This window comes from Corynebacterium sp. UMB2355A, from assembly GCF_033877495.1.
In the GTDB taxonomy this organism is placed as follows: domain Bacteria; phylum Actinomycetota; class Actinomycetes; order Mycobacteriales; family Mycobacteriaceae; genus Corynebacterium; species Corynebacterium pseudogenitalium.
On record NZ_CP138855.1, the window covers coordinates 626,905 to 644,783 of the forward strand.

Below are 17,879 nucleotides of genomic sequence, written 5' to 3' on the forward strand. Positions count from 1 at the left end.
GAACACTCCTCATATATGGGTGATGCAAAAACTACCCGCTTAGTGTAGCCAATCCCCCAGACACTTAGCATCTACCCCACCACATTGGCGCCGTCCGCTACTCTGGGACGCACTATGCCAAGCTCGAATAACCCCGTCAGGAAACTCGGCCCGCGCATGACCCGCCAGCGCCAGGCCGTCGTGGACGCGCTGAAAGACATTGACAAGTTCAGCCCCGCCAAAGACATCCACGCAGCGCTAGTCGACCGCAACGAGCAAGTCGGTCTCACCACCGTCTACCGCACGTTGCAGGGGCTCGCAGAAATCGGCGCCGTTGACGTCATCCAAAGCCCAGAGGGCGAAACCCTCTACCGGCACTGCCTCACCGAGCACCACCACCATCACCTCGTGTGCGTCAAGTGCGGCACCAGCGAGGAGATCGAAGGCGGCCCCGTCGAGTCCTGGGCTGAGGCCACCGCCAAAGAGCACGGCTTCACGCTCGTCGCCCACGAAGCAGAAATCTACGGCATCTGCAGCACCTGCCAGGCCTAATCAAACTTATCGACGGCCCCTCCGAACCTCCTGTCCCGCTTCGCATACTCGTACACGGCGTCGAACATATCGTCCTTGGTGAAGTCCGGGAAAAGCTTATCCTGGTAGACCATCTCCGCGTACGCCGACTGCCACAGCAAGAAGTTCGACGTCCGCTTCTCCCCACTCGGCCGCAAGAACAGGTCCACGTCCGGCATATCCGGCCGGTACATATACTTCGCGAACGTTTTCTCCGTAATATCCCCAGGCGCAATCTTGCCGTCCCGAGCGTCCTTGGCAAGCTGGCGGGCGCCGTCGATAATCTCGGCGCGACCACCGTAATTGATGCACATCGCAAGTGTGAGCCCCGTGTTGTCCTGCGTGAGCTCCTCAGCGGCCTCGAGCTCGCGTAGCACCGAGCGCCACAGCCGCGGGCGGCGCCCCGCCCACACGATGCGCACGTTCTTCTCGTGCAGCTCCTCGCGCTGGCGGTGCAACACATCGCGCGAAAAGCCCATGATGAACCGCACCTCCGAGGCCGCGCGGCGCCAGTTCTCCGTCGAGAACGCGTACGCCGACAGCCACTCCACCGACCCCATCTCAATGCAGGCATCCACGCAGTCCAGCAGCACCGCCTCACCACGCTTGTGGCCCTCGGTGCGCTTCATGCCACGCTCCTGCGCCCACCTGCCGTTACCGTCCATCACCAACGCGATATGACGAGGAATAAACTCCGGGGAAATCTGCGGTCTGCTCATGGGAAACATTATGCCTGCTTCATCACTCGCAAACTTGTTAACCCCGCCCCCAAATAAAACTGCAGGTGAGCAGACGTCGCCCGGTGCACCTGCTCCGCAAACTCCTCCGAACACACATGGTCATGCTCCAACAGCCACATCGAATGCAGCACCTCCGGGTCCACATCCATCGCCCCCGGCGGCCTGCACAGCGTGCACACCGCTCCACCCGCCGCCGCGTGAAACGCCTTATGCGGCCCCGGCGCCTGACAGTTCGCGCAGTTAAACAGGCTCATCTTCCAGCCCGCGTGCGCCGCCGCCTTCAACAAAAACGCGTCCAACACCAAGGTCGGGTGCGTCGGCGACTGCAGACGCTCAAAGCCCTCCTGCAGCAGCGCGAACAACTTCGGATCGCCCTGGTCAAAGGACAGCTTCTCCGCAGCCTCCAACATCGCGCAACCCGCCGCGTACCTATCGAAGTCATCAATGATCGCGTGACCATAAAACGCGACGGTATCGGCGCTAGTGATCGTCGATAAGCCTCTGCCCGGATAGACCTGCACATCCACCTCGACGAACGGCTGCAAGCGCGACCCGAACCGCGACCGCGCCTTGCGCACCCCCTTCGCCACCCCCCGCACCAAGCCATGATCGCGCGTCAACAACACAACAACGCGATCCGCCTCCCCGAAATCGTACGTGCGCACCACAAACGCACGATCACGCCACGACGGCCTCCCCGCCCCGCGACCTCTCCTAGAAGCCAAGACGCCCCAACGCCTTCGGATCCTCCTGCCAGTTCTTCAACACCTTCAAACGCACATCCAGGTACACATTCTGACCCACAAGCTCCATAATCTGCTTCCGCGAACGGTGCACAATCCCGCTCAAACGACGCCCGCCAGGCCCCTCGATAATCCGCTTCTGACCAGGGCGCTCCAAAAACATCACCGCGTAAATCATCATCCGATCCGGGCGCTCCGGATCCGGATGCATCTCATCAATCTGCACCGCCACCGAGTGCGGCAACTCCTCACGCAGCCCACTCAGCGCCTCCTCACGGATCAACTCCTCAATCCGCGCCTCGACGCCCTCATCCGTCACCTGATCAACCGGATAAAACCGCGGCCCCTCCGGAAGCTTGCTCACCAGCACATCCATCAGTACGTCCAGCTGCACCCGGTCCTTCGCAGACACCGGCACCAACTCCACGTCCTTACCCAAATACTCGTGCATCTCCAGCAGACGCTCCCCCACCACGTCCTTCGGCACCTTATCCAACTTCGTCACGATGCCCACAATCGGCGTCTTCGGCTTCGCCGCCCGAATCTCCTCCAAAATGTAGCGATCCCCCGGCCCCAACTTCTCATCCGCAGGCACCGTAAACCCAATCACGTCCACATCCTGGTACGTATCCTTCACGATCTCATTCAGCCGCTGCCCCAACAACGTCCGCGGCCGGTGCACCCCCGGCGTATCCACCACAATCACCTGCGCATCCTCCCGATTCACCACCCCACGAATCGGCCGACGCGTCGTCTCCGGCTGATCCGCCATAATCGCGATCTTCTCGCCCACCAACGCATTCATCAGCGTCGACTTGCCCGTATTCGGCCTGCCCACAAAACTCACAAAGCCCGACCGAAACCCCTCCGGGGTCTGCGTGAAGCCGGCGTAGTCGGGAGTGCTCGCGTTTGCGTCTGCTGGTGCGTTGGACAGATCTGGGAACTCCGGGAAGTTTTCGCTCATGGTGCAGAAGTCTACCCTGCGCGGTTGGCAGTACGGTGTTGTCGCTGTTTTAGCTCGGGCCGTTTTCGTTTCGTTTTAGCTCCGGTGGAGGTGTTAAAGGAGTGAGCGACGCTGGTCGCTGAAAATCAGCCCGGCAGGGTGAAAAAGCGCGACCTGCATCGCACGCTTCTAAGCGCACGCTTTTAGCAATTTGGGGTGCGCTGGAGGCAAGTTGTAGCGCTGCTGGGTGTCTACGACGGTGCGGAAATGGCGTGCTGCCATCTGAATTCGCGTGACTCTCGTGCCGCTTTCACTCCGGTGGAGGTGTTAAAGGAGTGCGACGCTGGTCGCTGAAAATCGGCCCGGCAGGGTGAAAACACGCGACCTGCATCGCACGCTTCTAAGCGCACGCTTTTAGCAAAATGAGCGGGAAAACGGGCGCAATTTGAGCGCGAAAGCGGCGCGAAACAGGTTGCGAAAGCGGCGCAAAACGGGCGCGAAACACGTGGCGAAAACCAGAGCGAAACGTGGAACGAAACGGACGCGAGCTACCGGCGGGCGCGGTTCAGGGCGGAGTGGACCGTCGATAAGAAAGAGGCGGGGTTGCTTTCCACATCGTGGGGAGAAAAACGGATCAGCTCATAGCCGAGATTGCGCAGAGTATCGGCGCGGCGCTTCTCCTTCAGCAGCACATCTGCCGTATCCACGTCGGGGCCAATGTACTTCATGTTCCCATCGATTTCGATGATCAGTGCGTTTTCCACGAGAAGGTCTACACGGTAGCGCGTCGAGTCTATCCATACGTTGGACAACACGTTCCTGAAGCCCGCGTCTAATAGCACTGCTCTGGTATAGGACTCCGGCGCAGACTCCGGACCGAGCACCGCATACTGAACAGCCTTCCGAGCTGCCCCAATCCCATGAAACCGGGGAGTCGTGCGCATTAAATACTGCAGCTGTGGCGCGATGAGCGTGCGCGAATAGAGCAGCCAATCCGCGGCTACGAGTGCGTGCTTGAACCCTGCCTCGCGGGCAATCTCCAAAAAGGTCCGGTACGGAGTTGTTGTGCTCAGATGCTGGCCTTGCACCACCTCATCCGGCCGAAATCGCGACCGCACGTAGCGTACATCCGGCTGCCGAGTCGGCTTCGGCGGCGGGTTGTGCGTCAACATCGAGACCTGCGGCATCGGCTGATTGACCGTCCACATCCCCAGCAGGTGCGCCGCCGCCCGCCCCGTCACCACCGCAGTCTGCGCAACCGCACCGACAGCGAAGCTCCGCGCCCAGTCACGCTGGTACTGCGGGACCTCCTCAATTATCGACGCCGGCACCGCCACCCCCGACGACAACCTCACCAACTCACCAGAGTCCAACCGCTCCCGCACCTCGCGACTCACATTCACACAGCCCCGAACGTCAACGAACTCGGAACGCAACCGTGTTTTCCAGTCCCCCGTATCCATGCGCCTCATTGTGGCAGGTATGTGGTCACCGGCGCCAGGGTTTTTCGGCTTTGCACACCATGGTGTGCATCCGGGGGCACCCGACCTGGCCGCGAGCGCTGCCTCGAAAACGCCTCAAATACCACCTCGAAAACGTTCCGGTGGAGGTGTTAAAGGAGTGCGACGCTGGTCGCCGAGAATCGGCCCGGCAGGGTGAAAACACGCGACCTGCATCGCACGCTTCTAAGCGCACGCTTTGAGCAAAACGGGCGCAAAAAAGGCGCAAAAAAGGCACGAAAACGGCGCGAAAAGAGCGCGAAAACGCAGGCGGAACAGCCGGCGCCAAAGGCTAAAGCGCCTCGACCTCGAACTGCAGCTGAGGGTTGGCGTAGGCGTCCTGGGACTCGACGAGCAGGAGCTCGGCGGAGTCGGAGTCGTAGGTGCGCTTGAGTAGGTCGTAGACGGAGCTGGCGGTCTTGGCCAGGGCGTCGGCGGCGTTGCCGCCGCGCAGGTAGTGGCCGGTGAAGAGGGCTGCGGTGACGTCGCCGGAGCCGTTGCGCTTGAATGGCAGGCGTGGGGTGCGCACGATCCACTTGCCGTGGTCGTCGACGGCGATCATTTCGATGGTGTCGGCGGGGGCGTCGGCGCGTTCGACGGAGGTGACGAGGACGGTGGAGGGGCCCATTTCGCGGGCGGCGTCGACGGCGCGGAGGGTGGAGTCCAGGTCAGTGACGTCTTGTTCTACGAGGTAGCCGAGTTCGAACTGGTTGGGGGTGATGAGGTCGGCGACGGGGACGACGCGGTCGCGTAGGAGGGGCGGGATGTTGTCGGAGACGAAGCAGCCGGATTTGGCGCTGCCCATGACTGGGTCGCAGGCGTAGATGGCGTCGGGGTTGACGGCTTTGACGCGGGCGACGGTGTCGATGATGACGTCGGCGATGTCGTCGCCGCCTTGGTAGCCGGAGAGGATGGCGTCGACACGCGGGAGGGCCCCGCGCTCCTCGATGCCGTCGATGATGGCCGCAACCTCCGTGGCTGGGATCATTGGGCCTTTCCAGGAGCCGTACCCGGTGTGGTTGGAGTAGTTGACGGTGTAGACGGGCCACACTTCGTGGCCGATGCGCTGCAGTGGGAAGACGGCGGCGGAGTTGCCTACGTGGCCGTAGGAGACGGCGGACTGGATCGACAAGATATTGCTCATGGGGATAAGCGTACAAACCTGACGGCTACTTGTCTTCAGAACCCCCGTCTGAATCTTCCATGGGTGCTTCGGCGGGTTCGGGGACCTCGATGAGCACGCTACGGGTCTTAATGCGTCCGCGCCGGTCGCGGCCGCCTTCCGCGGTATAGCGTAGGCCGTCGTGGACGATGGCGGACCCCGGCAGCGGCACGCGGCCCAGCTCGTAGGACAGCAGGCCTGCCACAGTATCGACGGAGTCGGTGACGTCCTCCTCGAAGGCGAGCTCGTAGTCGAGGTTGTCGGCGAGGAAGTCGACGAGGTCGTCGAGAGGCAGGCGTGCCTGGGCGCGCAGGGTGCGCGCGGCGACGAACTCGATTGGGGCGTCTTCGTCGTCGTCGTATTCGTCGGTGATTTCGCCGACGATTTCCTCCAGGAGGTCCTCCATCGTGAGCAAGCCGGCGACGTTGCCGAACTCGTCGATCACGATGGCGATGTGCGTGTTCACCCGCTGCATCTCTTGCAGCAGCACGTCGAGTGGCTTGGAGTCCGGGATGAACAGCGGGTCGCGCATCAGGGTGGACAGCACGGTGTCCGGCGCCACTGGGGTGCCGGTGGGGCCGAACATGTCCTTCAAATATGCGACGCCCACAATCTCATCGACGTTCTCCCCGATGACGGGCACGCGGGAGTGCCCGGAGCGCACCATCAGCGTGGTTGCCTGGCGGGCGGACTTCTCCCCTTCAATCCAGATCATTTCGGGGCGCGGCACCATGATTTGGCGGGCGTGGGTGGAGGCGAGGTCGAAGATGTTTTGGATCATGCGGCCCTCGGCGGTTTCCACCACGCCTTTCTCCTGGGCGATGTCGACCATCTCGCGCAGCTCCACTTCGGTGGAGTACGGGCCGTCGCGGAAGTCCTCGCCGGGGTGGAACAGGTTGCCCACCCAGATGAGCAGGCGTGAAACTGGACCGAGGACCCGGTTGACAATGACCAGCCACGGCGCCGCCTTCAACGAGATCGTGTAGGGGTTGCGGCGCCCCGCGGTGCGCGCAAATACGCCGATGATGCTGAACTGCAGCAGCGTCACCGACGCGACTGCGGCGATGATCGCCCACGCGTCGGAGGAGAGCAGGTCCATCGCCAGCATGGCGGCGAAGACGGCTGCAACGGCGTCAAGGACGGTGCGCAGCATGACCAGCATGTTGATCTGGTTCGCGCGGGCGTCGACAACTCGGGCGAGTGCCTTGGCACCTGAGACTTCGTCCTTGACCATGGTCTCGACGCGCGCGCGTGAAATCGGGGTCAGCGCCGATTCGACCGATCCGAACAGGCCGGAAAGCAGCAGCGCGAGCACGGCGACGAGGCCGTAGGCAACGGTGAACTCCATTTAGTCGCGGCCCTTCATCATGCGGTCGAGCTCCTCGCGGTCGGCGGCTGAGGGAAATGCATGGGCGCCGGTCGGCTTAGGCTGGTACTCGATGCCGCGTGCCGCCAGCGAGTCGTACCAGTCCGCGAGCAGCTCGTTTTGCAGCGAGAACATCTCGCGTTCCTCGTCCGGCATGACGTGGTCGTAGCCGAGCAGGTGCAGCACACCGTGGACGGTGAGCAGGGCGAGCTCGTGGCCGAGGTCGTGGCCTGCCATCTCCGCCTGCTTGCGGTCAAAGGATGGGCACAGGATGATGTCGCCGAGCATCGCCGCGCCGAACGGGGACGCGTCCGGGCGCCCGCCGCCTGGGGTGAGCTCGTCCATCGGGAAGCTCATGACGTCCGTGGGCCCTTCCAATCCATCCACCGGACGTGGAGGTCAGCCATGGTGGCTTCGTCGACAAGCGTGATGGTTGCCTCCGTGTCTGGGTGCACATCCATGGCTTGCAGGGCGAAGGAGCAGACATCGACGAGCATTTCCTCGTTGACGTCCGCCTCCCCCGATTCGTTGAGGACTTCAATACTCACTGTCTTGCCTCTTCTTCGCGTTGTTTTCGTTCGTAGCGTGCGGCGTTGCGCGCGTCGTGCTCGTCGTAGGCCGCGACGATCCGGGAGATCAGGTGGTGGCGCACAACGTCTTCTGCGCGCAGGTCCTGGAAGGAAATGCCCTCAATGTCGCCGAGGATGCGGCGGGCGACGCGCAGGCCGGAGACCGTGCCTCGTGGAAGGTCAACCTGGGAAATATCGCCAGTGACCACCATCTTCGACCCAAAGCCCAGGCGGGTGAGGAACATCTTCATCTGGGAGCCAGAGGTGTTCTGGGCCTCGTCGAGGATGACGAACGCGTCCGAGAGGGTGCGCCCGCGCATGTACGCCAGCGGGGCGACTTCGATAATGCCGGCCTCGATGAGCTTCGGGATGGCTTCCGGGTCCATCATGTCGCGCAGCGCGTCGTAGAGCGGGCGCAGGTAGGGGTCGATCTTGTCGCTGAGTGTGCCCGGCAGGAAGCCGAGCTTCTCTCCTGCCTCGACGGCGGGGCGGGTCAAAATGATGCGCTTGACCTCTTTATTGTGCAGCGCCTGCACCGCCTTCGCCACGGCCAGGTACGTCTTGCCGGAGCCCGCAGGCCCAATGCCGAACGTGATGGTGTTGTCGTCGATCGCGTCGACGTAGGCCCGCTGGCCTGCCGTCTTCGGACGGATGACCTTGCCGCGCCGCGAGATGATCTCCGCGCCGAGCAGCTCCGCCACCGACTCCGGTGACTCCACCTCCATCAGCGAAATCGCGTGCGTGACGGTATCCGCGGTAATGGGAACGCCGCGCCGCGCCATCGACTCGAGCTCGTCGAGCACCCGCAGCGCGTGCGCGACCACCACGGCCGGGCCCCGCACGGTCACCGCGTTGCCGCGGGCGTGCACGTCGGCGCCGAGGTGTTGGTTGAGCACCCGCAGGTTCGTGTCATTAATACCGAGCACGTCCTGGGTGTATACAGAGTCAAGCTCAATGTTGCGCGTGACCAAAGGTTCCATGTCGCCTAACCCTACCAGCGCGTCGTTAGCGCGCCGATTGCGCATAGTGCAGCAAAACCGGCGCTGGCGGTGCGCAACACTTCCGGCCCGAGGGTGACAGCGCGGGCGCCGATGAGCTCGAGCTCATCCTCGCCGATGCCGCCTTCCGGCCCCACGATGAGCCAGATGTCCGGCCCGAACTCGACGGTGGTCAGCGGCACGGCCGCGTCTTCGTGCAGCACCAGCGCCTGCTTCTCGACGCCCCCTTCGCCCACCTCGGCAAGCAGGTCTTTCAGCTGGTTCGTGGTCACTGGGTCTGCGACCTGCGGCACCCATGCCCGGCGCGCCTGCTTTGCGGACGCGATCGCCTGGTGCTGCCACTTCTCCACCTGCTTGGCCTGTTTGGCGGCGGGCCAGCGCGCGATGGTGCGGTGCGAGATCCAGGGGACGATGGCGTCGACACCTCCTTGCACGGCGAGGTCGACGGCGAGCTCCGCGCGTTCCGACTTCGGCACTGCCTGCACCAGGGTGACGCGCTGCTCGGGCGCGGGCACGGTGCGTACCTCAGTGACGTCGCCGCGCAGCTGCTGCTTGTCGCTGTGGCGGACAATGACGTCCGCGACGGTGCCGGCGCCGTCGGTCAGCGCGATGCGCTCGCCGGGCTCGATGCGTTTGACGAAGGCGTGCTTCGCCTCGTCGCCGTCGAGGGTCCCGCTGGCGGGGTTCGGGGTGAGGAAGTACGGAACGCTCATTTAGCGGCGGAACCTGTCGCGCATGCGGGAGAAGAAGCCTTCGTCGCGCTCGTCGTCGTGGTGGACGCCGGTGGCGTCGCCGCGGGAGTCGCGAAGCTGCTCGAGGCTGCGGCGCTCCTCGCCACTGAGGTGCGTCGGCACGACGACCTGGATGTGGGCGATCATGTCGCCGTGTCCCTCGGCGCGCAGGCGTGGCATGCCCTCGCCCTCGAGGCGGACCTCGTCGCCCGGCTGGGTGCCCGCCGGGATCTCGATGGTGGTCGTGTCACCGGCAAGGTTTTCGACGTCGATGCTGGTGCCCAGCGCGGCGTCGTACATCGGCACGTTCAGGCGCAGGTGCAAGTCGTTGCCGTCGCGCACGAAAATCTTGTGTGGCGCGGTCTGTACCTCCACGTAGAGGTCGCCGGCGGGGCCGCCACCGTGGCCGACCTCGCCCTGCCCCGCCATGCGGATGCGCATCCCGTTGGCGATACCCGCCGGGATCTTCACCTTCAGGTCGCGGGTGGCGCGCACGCGGCCGTCGCCGGCGCACTGGCGGCACGGATCCTGGATCACTTCGCCGTAGCCGTGGCACTTCGGGCAGTCGTGCGTGGTCATCACGTTGCCCAGGAAGGACTGCTGAACTTCCTGCACCACGCCCTGGCCTGCACAGTAATCACACTGCACGGGCTTCGCCTCAGACTCGGAGCCGGTGCCGTGGCACTTCTGACACAGCACCGCGGTATCCACGGTGACCTCCTTGGTCACGCCCGCATAGGCGTCCTCCAGGGTGATCTGGGTGCGCAGCAGGGCGTCGTTGCCCGGCTGGACGCGCGAGCGCGGCTCGTGGCTGCGCCCGCCCCCGCCGAAGAAGGCGTCGAAAATGTCGCCGAAGCCCCCGAAGCCACCGCCACCGGCGCCGCCCATGCCGCCTTGCTCCATCGGGTCGCCGCCGCGATCCACGATGCTGCGCTTCGCTGGGTCCAGCAGCACCTCCTGCGCCAGCGAGATCTCGGCGAACTTCTCAGCCGCCTCATCAGACGGGTTCACATCCGGGTGGTACTTGCGGGCGAGCTTCCGGTACGCCCTCTTGATTTCCTGCTCGGTCGCCTCTCGGTCAACGCCGAGGATGCCGTAATAATCACGAGCCACTAGTTAGTTCCCTTTCAACACTTCGAAGTTATTCGCCCCGCAAAATGCGACTGATGTACTGAGCCACGGTGGCAACCTTTTGCATGGTACCCGGATAGTCCATATGTGTCGGACCGACCACCCCAAGGCCGCCGAGCGCCTCGTCGCCAGCTCCATATGCAGTACTAACAATGGAGGCCTGAGAAAATTCCTTTTCCTCATTCTCGTTGCCAATACTGACCGAGACGTGCTCCAGCTGCTGCGCGTTCGCCAACAGCTTCAGCACGATCACCTGCTGCTCCAGCGCCTCAATCACGCTGTGCAGATCCACCATCTGGTTCACGCTCAAGTTCCCGGCGCCCGCGATGAGCAGCCGGTCGGTCGTGGTCTCCACCAGCGTCTCGATGAGCACCGCCGTCGCCCGCTCCACCGCATCCGCGATGACCGGCGGCGCCTGCGCGTGCAGCATCTTCAGCGCGGCGGAGGCATCACGCATCGTCTTGCCCACCAGCACCGTATTGAGCAGGTCCCGCAGCAGGAACACCCCGTCGGTACCTAGCGGCGCGGCGAGCTCCACGTTGCGCTGGTCCACGCGCCCGGTATCCGTGATCAGCACGAGCAGCAGCCGCGTTGGGGCCAGCGCCACCACCTCGCAGTGCTTCACGCGAGACACGTTCAGCGTCGGCAGCTGCACCACCGCCGCCTGGTTCGTCAGCTGGGCCAGCAGCTGCACGCTGCGGCGCAGCACGTCCTCCATGTCCACGCCGTGCTCAAGGAAGTCCAAAATGGCGTGGCGCTCCGCGGTGGAAAGCGGCTTGACGTCGTGGAGGGCGTCGACAAACGCGCGGTACCCGGCCTCGGTCGGGATGCGCCCCGAAGAGGCGTGCGTCTGCGTGATGTAGCCCTCGCGCTCCAGCACGCTCATGTCGTTGCGGATGGTCGCCGAGCTGACCTTCAGCCCGTGGCGCTCCACCAGCATCTTCGATCCGACGGGTTCCTGCCGCGCAATATAGTCGGCGACGATTGCGCGCAGCACCCGCTGTCTGCGATCATTCGCTGCACTCATTAGCACTCTCCTTCGTCGACTGCTAACTCATACTACTCTGCCTCCTCGGCAGCCAAAATGTCCGTCACGATCCCGTCCGCCAGCAAGCGCCCAGCATCAGTCACGGCCACGCGCTCGCCCGCAGTCAAAAGGCCCGCCGCCACATACTTCTCGACGACCCCTTCCGCCCCCTCACCAATCAGCCCCCGAGGCACACCCTCCTTCAGCCGCAGCCCCAGCATCACCTGCTCCTCGTGCTGCTCCTGTGGTGTGAGCGTCTCCCCACTGTCAATCGGCAGCGTGCTGTCGGCGAGCAACTGGTTGTAGCGCTCCGGCCGCTTCACGTTCCAGAACCGGCGGTCCCCAATAAACGAGTGCGCCCCCGGGCCCGCGCCCCACCAGTGCGCGCCACGCCAGTACAGCAGGTTGTGCTGGCACTCCCCGCCTGGCCGCGCCCAGTTGGACACCTCGTACCAGCCGAACCCGGCCGCCTCCAAGGTGTCGGCGATCATCTCGTAGCGGTCCGCGTACACATCCTCCTGCGGCGCGGGCAGCTCACCGCGGCGGATCTTGCGCGCCATGGCGGTGCCGTCCTCCACGATCAGCGAGTAGGCGCTCACATGGTCGACGCCCGTCGACAGGATGGCGTCGAGGGTGCGGCGTACGTCGTCGTCCGTTTCCGTCGGCGTGCCGTAAATCATGTCCAGATTCACGTGCTCGAAGCCGGCGTCGAGGGCCTCCTTGGCCGCCGCGACCGCCCTGCCCGGCGTGTGCTTCCGGTCCAACACCTTAAGCACCGACGCCGACGCCGACTGCATCCCCAACGACACCCTCGTAAAGCCGTGCTCCAGCAGCTCCGCGAAGTACGCCGGATCCGTCGACTCCGGGTTCGACTCCGTCGTCACCTCCGCCCCCGCCTGGATGCCGAAGGTGTCCCGCACCATCGACAACACCCTGCCCAGTCCATCCGCCCCCAACAGCGAGGGCGTCCCTCCCCCAATAAACACCGTGCTCGCCTCAGCCACGCCTGGCTGCTGCGCCGCCAGCCGCAGCTCCTTTTGCAGCGCGTGGAGGTACTCCTGATGGGAGCTTTCCACCTCCGTCGGCGTATAGGTATTGAAGTCACAGTACCCACACCGCGTTGCGCAAAGCGGCACGTGGATATAGACGCCAAAGTCGGGCTGTGATTGCTGCGCTGTGTTCATACCTCGCAATTGCAGCAGACCGGGGCCGAGTTTGCGAATTGTGTTCGAGGCGCGCTCCCTGACCGGCCAGTGCCAAAAGACGCAACCCCTTTTTCACGACCTGGGCTTTTGCCTCCTCCCCCAACAAGAAGTGCGTCCTTTGGCACTGCTACATGAGGACAAGCACCAAATTCCCTCACAAGCCATTAGTGAACTGAGGAAACGCTAACCCCCGCCCTCAAAATGAAGGAATTTGGTGCGCACCCCCTCGTGCCACAGACCTACGCCCCGCGTCGGCGGCGCTTCGCCGCCACCTTCGCCACTATGGCGTCCACCCGGGCGCGCTCCTCGAGAAACTGTGGCGGGGCGACACCGCGCATCGTGCGCACGAACGCGGGGTGGTCGATGCAGACGGTTTCCATCCAGCCATCGACAGCAGCCTCGACCAGCTCGCCGACCCGCGCATACAGGTGCGGCAGGCTCACGGCACCCAGTTCCCTTGCGACCATCTCGGTCTGCTCGAGCGTGTACTGCACGATCTCGCCGAGGTGCTGCACGGTCAGGTCGGTGCGGCCGGCAAGCGCATCCTGCATGGTCTGCACGGAGAACGGCGCTTGGAGTGGGAAGAGGTCTTCGAGGCCGGCGGCGTCAAGAAGTTCGGGCTCGGGGATCTTTTCCTCCGGCCGGTAGGAGGCGGAGAGCACCCCGGCGCGCATCCCGGTCGTCAGCGCCTGGCGAAGCCCGATAAGTTCGCCGACGATGCGGCGGGCGTCGTTGCGGGCATCGTCGACGATTTCGACGAATTCGGCGAGGCAGTCGTCGGTAAGTTCACCGTCGTAGTCTGCGACTGCTTCGGCGAGGTGTTCCGTGTATTCAGCGACTTCGTCGCCGATGTTGTAAATCTCCTGTGTCAGCTCACGGTGGCGTAGCATCGCTGCAGTTTTATGCACGAATAGCCCCCTTCTGGCTCACAGGAAGTACGGATCAAAAGTCGATGGAAATGTTAAGCCATGGGCGCGCCCCACGGGTTGAGGCGCGCCGGGGGCTTAGCGCTCGTAGAGCTTGTCGATGTCCTCACGGAAGCGCTCGAACACCACATTGCGCTTCACCTTGAGGGTTGGCGTCATCTCGTTTGCCTGCTCGCTCAGGTCACGGTCGAGGATGCGGAACTTCTTGATCGCCTCGGCGTGCGAGACGGTCCCGTTGGCAACGTTGATGGCGTCTTGCACCTCGGCACGCAGGACGGGGTCGCCGGCGAGGTCGCTGAGTTTGCGGTTCTCCGGGATGTTGTGGGTGGACTTCCAGCGCTGCAGCTCCTCCTCGTCGAGCGTGACCAGCACGCCGACGAACGGCTTGCCGTCGCCGACGACGAGCGCGTTGGAGATCAGCGGGTCCTGGCGGATGATGTCCTCCATCGGCCCCGGTGAGATGTTTTTGCCGCCGGCAGTGACGATGAGGTCTTTCTTGCGGCCGGTGATGCGCACGTAGCCTTCGTCGTCAACCTCGCCAAGGTCGCCGGTGTTGAACCAGCCTTCGGTGAAGGCTTCTTCGGTGGCGGCTTTGTTATTCCAGTAGCGGTCGAAGACGCCGGGGCCCTTGAATTCGATTTCGCCGTCGTCGTTGGTGCGGACTTGGTAGCCGTTGACCGGGCGCCCGACGGTGCCAATCTTGTTGGCGTTCTTGTTATTGACACAGGATGCGGCGCAGGTTTCGGTGAGCCCGTAGCCCTCGTAGATTGGGATGCCGATGCCGCGGAAGAAGTGCAGCAAGTCGGCGCTCATGGCGGAGCCGCCGGTGATGCCGTACTTCACGGAGCCGCCGATGGCCTCCTTGATCTTGGAGTAGACGACGCGCTCGAAGACGCGGCGCTTCGCCTTGAGTATCCGGCTCGGCCCCTCGGGGGTGTCCATGGCCTTGGAGTACTCGATGGCGGTCTTCTCCGCCTCAAGGAACGCAGCCTTGCCGATGGCGGAACCGTCCGCGGCCTTGTTATAGGCCGCATTGCGGACCTTCTCGAAGACGCGCGGCACGCCGAGCACCATGTTCGGCTGGGCGCGTTGCAGCTCCACGGTCAGGGTGTGGGTATCGGCCCAGTGGGACTGGGTAGCGCCCGCCATCGTCAGCGCGAGGCTGACTGCGCGCTGCAGCACGTGCGCCAGCGGCAAGAAAGTAACGACGCGCTTGCCGGGGCGGGCCACCTCACCGATGTCGTTCTTGATCAGCGCCCAGGTCTGGTGCGCCCAGTTGCCGTGGGTTAAGGCCACGCCCTTCGGGCGGCCGGTGGTGCCGGAGGTATACACGATGGACCCGAGGTCGTCGTGGGTGAGGGAGGCGGAGCGGGCGTCGACAAGCGATTGCTCGACGTCCCTGCCCTCGAACTTGATGGTTTCGACCCCGGCGGCATTGAATTCGTAGATCTTGCGCAGCTTCGAGCTCGAGTCCTTCAGGCGCGGCTTGCCGTCTTCCTGGAGGAGGAAGGCGCTCATCAGCTGGGTGTGGTCGCGCGACTCGGTGAAGGCGATCTCGGCGCCGGAGTCCTCGAGGATCCACTGGATCTGGTGCATGGAGCTCGACGGGTAGATCGGGACGCTGACCGCTCCCGCTGCCCAGATGGCGAAGTCAACGAGGGACCACTCATAACGGGTGGAGGAAAGCACCGCGATGCGGTCGCCCGGCTCGACGCCGTTTGCGATGAGCCCCTTGGCCGTTTCGTAGACCTCTTCGAGGAACTCCCCCGCCGTCACGTTGACCCAGTCGTAATTACGTGGGCGGGAAAACAGCACGATGTGAGGCTTTTTCGTGCAGATATCCACGAGCGCCGACAGGCAGGTGTCAGTGGAACTCAGCTTGAATCCGAGCGGAGTTGTGTACGTTTCTGAAGCCATGGTTGGCAAGGTTACCTGACAGAAACTACCTTTTGCGTGAGCTCCACTCTGCAAAACATCAGTTCTTTGGCACAATGGGTTGATGTGACCAACGTAGAACTACTCCATTCGTTAGCTTCCGCGTACGGGTTCGGCACAAGCTACCGCGCTTCCAACGGTGCGATGACCACCCCGCCGCCGGAATCGTTCATCTCTCTGCTGCAGGCCCTGGGCGTCAACATTAGCGACGCCCCCTCCGACGAGGAGCTGCACCACCTCATTCACGCCAGGCACCAGTACTGGGCAACCCGCCCGCTGCCGCCCTGCGTTGTGGCCACGGCCGGGCAGGAGCGCCACTTCAACGTCCACGTGCACGACGGCCACCCAGCCCACACTTGGATCCAGCTTGAGGACGGCACCCCGCGCGAGACTTACCAGGACGAAAACTGGGCACCACCAACTGCCGACGTCGCCGGCGTGGTCTGGGGCGAGGCCACCTTCCACGTGCCGGGCAACCTGCCCCCGGGCTACCACACGCTGCACCTGGAGTCCGATAACTTCAAGGACTCCTGCCCGCTGCTGGTGGTCCCGGCGCGTCTGGAGAGCAACCAGCGCTACATCGATAACCCGGTCTTCGGTGTGATGGCGCAGCTGTACTCGGTGCGCTCCGAGCAGTCCTGGGGCATCGGCGACTTCGAGGATCTCGGAACGCTTGCGGTGCTGCTGGCTGAGCAGGGCGCTGATTACCTGCTGATCAACCCGGTGCACGCCGCGCAGCCAATTCCGCCGGTGGAGGACTCGCCGTACCTGCCGACGTCGCGCCGCTTCGTCAACCCGATCTACATCTCTGTCGAGGCGGTTGATGAGTACTACAAGCTTGACAAGGACGCGAAGGTCCAGATTGAGCGCATGGTCGCTCCGCTGAAGGCACTCAACCGCAGTGCGGAGCCGCTGCGTCGCAACGAAATCTTCGAGACGAAGCTCGCCGTACTTCGCGAGCTGTTCTTCATCGCCTGCGCCGATGAGCGCCGCACCCACGACTTCGAGCTCTTCTGCCTCGACGAGGGCGAAGGCCTCGAGGAGTTCGCCCGCTGGTGCGCCGTGGAGGCAATGGAGACCGCGCCGTCGCGCCACGAGCTCGACGAGGAACTCGAGGAACTCACACGCTTCTACATGTGGCTGCAGTTCATCGCCGACGAGCAGCGCCGCCGCGCCCAGGACAAGGCGCTGGCAGCGGGCATGAAGGTCGGCATCATGACCGACCTCGCGGTGGGGATCCACCCCGATGGTGCCGACGCCAACACGCTTGCCAACGTGCTCGTCCCCGAGGCGTCCGTCGGTGCCCCGCCGGACCAGTACTCCCAGCAGGGCCAGGACTGGTCGCAGCCGCCATGGCACCCGCAGGCGCTCGCCGAGGCCGGCTACGAGCCGTGGCGTGAGTTGCTGCGCACCGTGCTGCGCCACTCCGGCGGCATCCGCGTCGACCACATCCTTGGTCTCTTCCGCCTATTCTGGATGCCGCGGAACGTCTCCCCGATGTTCGGCACGTACATGAATTACGACCACGAGGCCATGGTGGGTACCCTGGTGCTCGAGGCGCAGCGTGCGAACGCCGTGGTGGTTGGCGAAGACCTGGGCACGTTTGAGCCGTGGGTCCAGGACGTCCTGCAGGACAAGGGCATCCTTGGGACGACGGTGCTGTGGTTCGAGTCGTACGACGACGGCTCCCCGCTGCACACCTGGGATTACCGCCGCTTGGCGTTGTCGGCCGTCGGCACGCATGACCTGCCGCCGACCGCTGGCTACCTGCGGTTCGCGCACAACATCCTGCGCGACGAGCTCGGCCTGATCGAAGAGCCGCTCGAAGAGCTCAACGAGAACGACCACCAGTGGCAGGCCCGCGTGCTTGACCGCGTGCGCGAGGACGGCCACTTCCACGGCACCTCCCTCGAGCACACCGAGTTCACGCACCTGAGCGCAGAGGAATTCGCGCGCGACGTCGACGTGGAGGACCTGCTCGTCGGCCTGACCCGCTTCATCGCCGCTACCCCATCGGCGATGACGGTGACGAACCTGGTGGATATGGTCGGCGATACCCGCATCCAGAACCAGCCGGGTACCAACGCGGAGCAGTACTCCAACTGGTGCATCCCGCTGACGGACAACAACGGCAAGGCGGTCCTCATCGAGGACCTGCCGAGTATCGAGCTGTTCGGTCGGGTCGCGGAGGCGTCGAAACGCTAGAGCGCTAGAACAGCCCGGCCAGGGCCGCGACGACGACCAGCGCAATCATCACCCACAGTGCCTGTGTGACACGGGACTGTGGGTATTTGCGTTTCTGCTTCGGAAGCTGCTGATCGCGTCTGCGGAGTTCTTCAGGGTTGGCCATAGTTG

16 protein-coding genes and 1 pseudogene are annotated in these 17,879 nt (G+C 64.0%); 2 read left to right on the top strand and 15 right to left on the bottom strand.

What is annotated here, in order from left to right:
* Positions 1-114: 114 nt before the first annotated feature.
* Positions 115-531, top strand: a complete 417-nt coding sequence (locus tag R0V12_RS03040; RefSeq protein WP_256005349.1) for a Fur family transcriptional regulator — start codon at positions 115-117, stop codon at positions 529-531.
* Here the strand turns inward: R0V12_RS03040 and R0V12_RS03045 are convergent.
* The 14 genes and pseudogenes from R0V12_RS03045 to R0V12_RS03110 all read right to left on the bottom strand — a co-directional run bounded on the left by R0V12_RS03045 (position 528) and on the right by R0V12_RS03110 (position 15,506).
* Entirely contained in the window at positions 528-1,268 is a 741-nt protein-coding gene (locus R0V12_RS03045) for an isoprenyl transferase (RefSeq protein ID WP_240492792.1), read from the bottom strand. The two genes, R0V12_RS03040 and R0V12_RS03045, sit on opposite strands and share 4 nt — an antisense overlap.
* 8 nt (positions 1,269-1,276) lie before the next feature.
* The gene (gene recO, locus R0V12_RS03050; RefSeq protein WP_256001468.1) at positions 1,277-2,014 is read right to left on the bottom strand and encodes a DNA repair protein RecO; all 738 of its coding nucleotides are present in this window, start codon (positions 2,012-2,014) and stop codon (positions 1,277-1,279) included.
* A complete protein-coding gene (era, locus tag R0V12_RS03055; protein WP_084028550.1) occupies positions 2,004-2,996 on the bottom strand; it encodes a GTPase Era in 993 nt (330 codons plus the stop codon). Before era ends, recO begins: the two co-directional genes overlap by 11 nt.
* Before the next feature lie 527 nt (positions 2,997-3,523).
* Positions 3,524-4,438: a DUF559 domain-containing protein gene (locus tag R0V12_RS03060; RefSeq protein WP_320072815.1), complete on the bottom strand. Its 915-nt coding sequence runs from the start codon at positions 4,436-4,438 to the stop codon at positions 3,524-3,526.
* Positions 4,439-4,766: 328 nt separating this feature from the next.
* Positions 4,767-5,618 (bottom strand): pyridoxal kinase PdxY, encoded by an 852-nt coding sequence (gene pdxY, locus R0V12_RS03065; protein ID WP_256005354.1) that lies wholly within the window; start codon positions 5,616-5,618, stop codon positions 4,767-4,769.
* A gap of 25 nt (positions 5,619-5,643) precedes the next feature.
* A complete protein-coding gene (locus tag R0V12_RS03070; protein WP_320072816.1) occupies positions 5,644-6,984 on the bottom strand; it encodes a hemolysin family protein in 1,341 nt (446 codons plus the stop codon).
* A pseudogene (gene ybeY / locus R0V12_RS03075) lies at positions 6,985-7,550 on the bottom strand (rRNA maturation RNase YbeY).
* Positions 7,547-8,551, bottom strand: coding sequence for a PhoH family protein (locus tag R0V12_RS03080; RefSeq protein WP_070478049.1), 1,005 nt, complete (start codon positions 8,549-8,551; stop codon positions 7,547-7,549). The pseudogene ybeY and the gene R0V12_RS03080 overlap by 4 nt, the downstream one beginning before the upstream one ends.
* 11 nt (positions 8,552-8,562) lie before the next feature.
* The gene (locus tag R0V12_RS03085; RefSeq protein ID WP_320072817.1) at positions 8,563-9,282 is read right to left on the bottom strand and encodes a 16S rRNA (uracil(1498)-N(3))-methyltransferase; all 720 of its coding nucleotides are present in this window, start codon (positions 9,280-9,282) and stop codon (positions 8,563-8,565) included.
* Positions 9,283-10,413, bottom strand: a complete 1,131-nt coding sequence (gene dnaJ, locus R0V12_RS03090; RefSeq protein WP_320072818.1) for a molecular chaperone DnaJ — start codon at positions 10,411-10,413, stop codon at positions 9,283-9,285.
* A gap of 28 nt (positions 10,414-10,441) precedes the next feature.
* Positions 10,442-11,458 carry a heat-inducible transcriptional repressor HrcA gene (hrcA, locus tag R0V12_RS03095; protein WP_284805387.1) on the bottom strand — a complete coding sequence of 339 codons (1,017 nt, stop codon included), beginning with the start codon at positions 11,456-11,458 and terminating at the stop codon, positions 10,442-10,444.
* 32 nt (positions 11,459-11,490) lie between these two features.
* On the bottom strand, positions 11,491-12,642 hold the full coding sequence (gene hemW, locus R0V12_RS03100) for a radical SAM family heme chaperone HemW (RefSeq protein WP_320072819.1): 1,152 nt from the start codon (positions 12,640-12,642) through the stop codon (positions 11,491-11,493).
* Positions 12,643-12,902: 260 nt separating this feature from the next.
* A complete protein-coding gene (locus tag R0V12_RS03105) occupies positions 12,903-13,571 on the bottom strand; it encodes a hypothetical protein (RefSeq protein WP_083290858.1) in 669 nt (222 codons plus the stop codon).
* Between the two features lie 96 nt (positions 13,572-13,667).
* Positions 13,668-15,506 (bottom strand): AMP-dependent synthetase/ligase, encoded by a 1,839-nt coding sequence (locus R0V12_RS03110; RefSeq protein WP_256020842.1) that lies wholly within the window; start codon positions 15,504-15,506, stop codon positions 13,668-13,670.
* An 84-nt stretch (positions 15,507-15,590) separates the two neighbouring features.
* Here R0V12_RS03110 and malQ point away from each other — a divergent pair, with 84 nt between their 5' ends.
* On the top strand, positions 15,591-17,729 hold the full coding sequence (gene malQ / locus R0V12_RS03115) for a 4-alpha-glucanotransferase (protein ID WP_288857906.1): 2,139 nt from the start codon (positions 15,591-15,593) through the stop codon (positions 17,727-17,729).
* Between the two features lie 4 nt (positions 17,730-17,733).
* On the opposite strand, the gene R0V12_RS03120 is transcribed toward malQ, so the two are convergent.
* Complete coding sequence (locus tag R0V12_RS03120) at positions 17,734-17,874, bottom strand: hypothetical protein (protein ID WP_143109958.1); 141 nt, start codon at positions 17,872-17,874, stop codon at positions 17,734-17,736.
* Between the last annotated feature and the right edge of the window lie 5 nt (positions 17,875-17,879).

Excerpts from the sequence above, each read along its gene's own strand:
- hemW (WP_320072819.1), bottom strand. The coding sequence starts at position 12,642 with ATGAACACAGCGCAGCAATCACAGCCCGACTTTGGCGTCTATATCCAC.
- era (WP_084028550.1), bottom strand. The coding sequence starts at position 2,996 with ATGAGCGAAAACTTCCCGGAGTTCCCAGATCTGTCCAACGCACCAGCA.
- R0V12_RS03070 (WP_320072816.1), bottom strand. The coding sequence starts at position 6,984 with ATGGAGTTCACCGTTGCCTACGGCCTCGTCGCCGTGCTCGCGCTGCTG.
- R0V12_RS03120 (WP_143109958.1), bottom strand. The coding sequence starts at position 17,874 with ATGGCCAACCCTGAAGAACTCCGCAGACGCGATCAGCAGCTTCCGAAG.
- R0V12_RS03080 (WP_070478049.1), bottom strand. The coding sequence starts at position 8,551 with ATGGAACCTTTGGTCACGCGCAACATTGAGCTTGACTCTGTATACACC.
- R0V12_RS03060 (WP_320072815.1), bottom strand. The coding sequence starts at position 4,438 with ATGGATACGGGGGACTGGAAAACACGGTTGCGTTCCGAGTTCGTTGAC.
- pdxY (WP_256005354.1), bottom strand. The coding sequence starts at position 5,618 with ATGAGCAATATCTTGTCGATCCAGTCCGCCGTCTCCTACGGCCACGTA.
- R0V12_RS03110 (WP_256020842.1), bottom strand. The coding sequence starts at position 15,506 with ATGGCTTCAGAAACGTACACAACTCCGCTCGGATTCAAGCTGAGTTCC.
- R0V12_RS03040 (WP_256005349.1), top strand. The coding sequence starts at position 115 with ATGCCAAGCTCGAATAACCCCGTCAGGAAACTCGGCCCGCGCATGACC.
- hrcA (WP_284805387.1), bottom strand. The coding sequence starts at position 11,458 with ATGAGTGCAGCGAATGATCGCAGACAGCGGGTGCTGCGCGCAATCGTC.
- R0V12_RS03085 (WP_320072817.1), bottom strand. The coding sequence starts at position 9,282 with ATGAGCGTTCCGTACTTCCTCACCCCGAACCCCGCCAGCGGGACCCTC.
- R0V12_RS03045 (WP_240492792.1), bottom strand. The coding sequence starts at position 1,268 with ATGAGCAGACCGCAGATTTCCCCGGAGTTTATTCCTCGTCATATCGCG.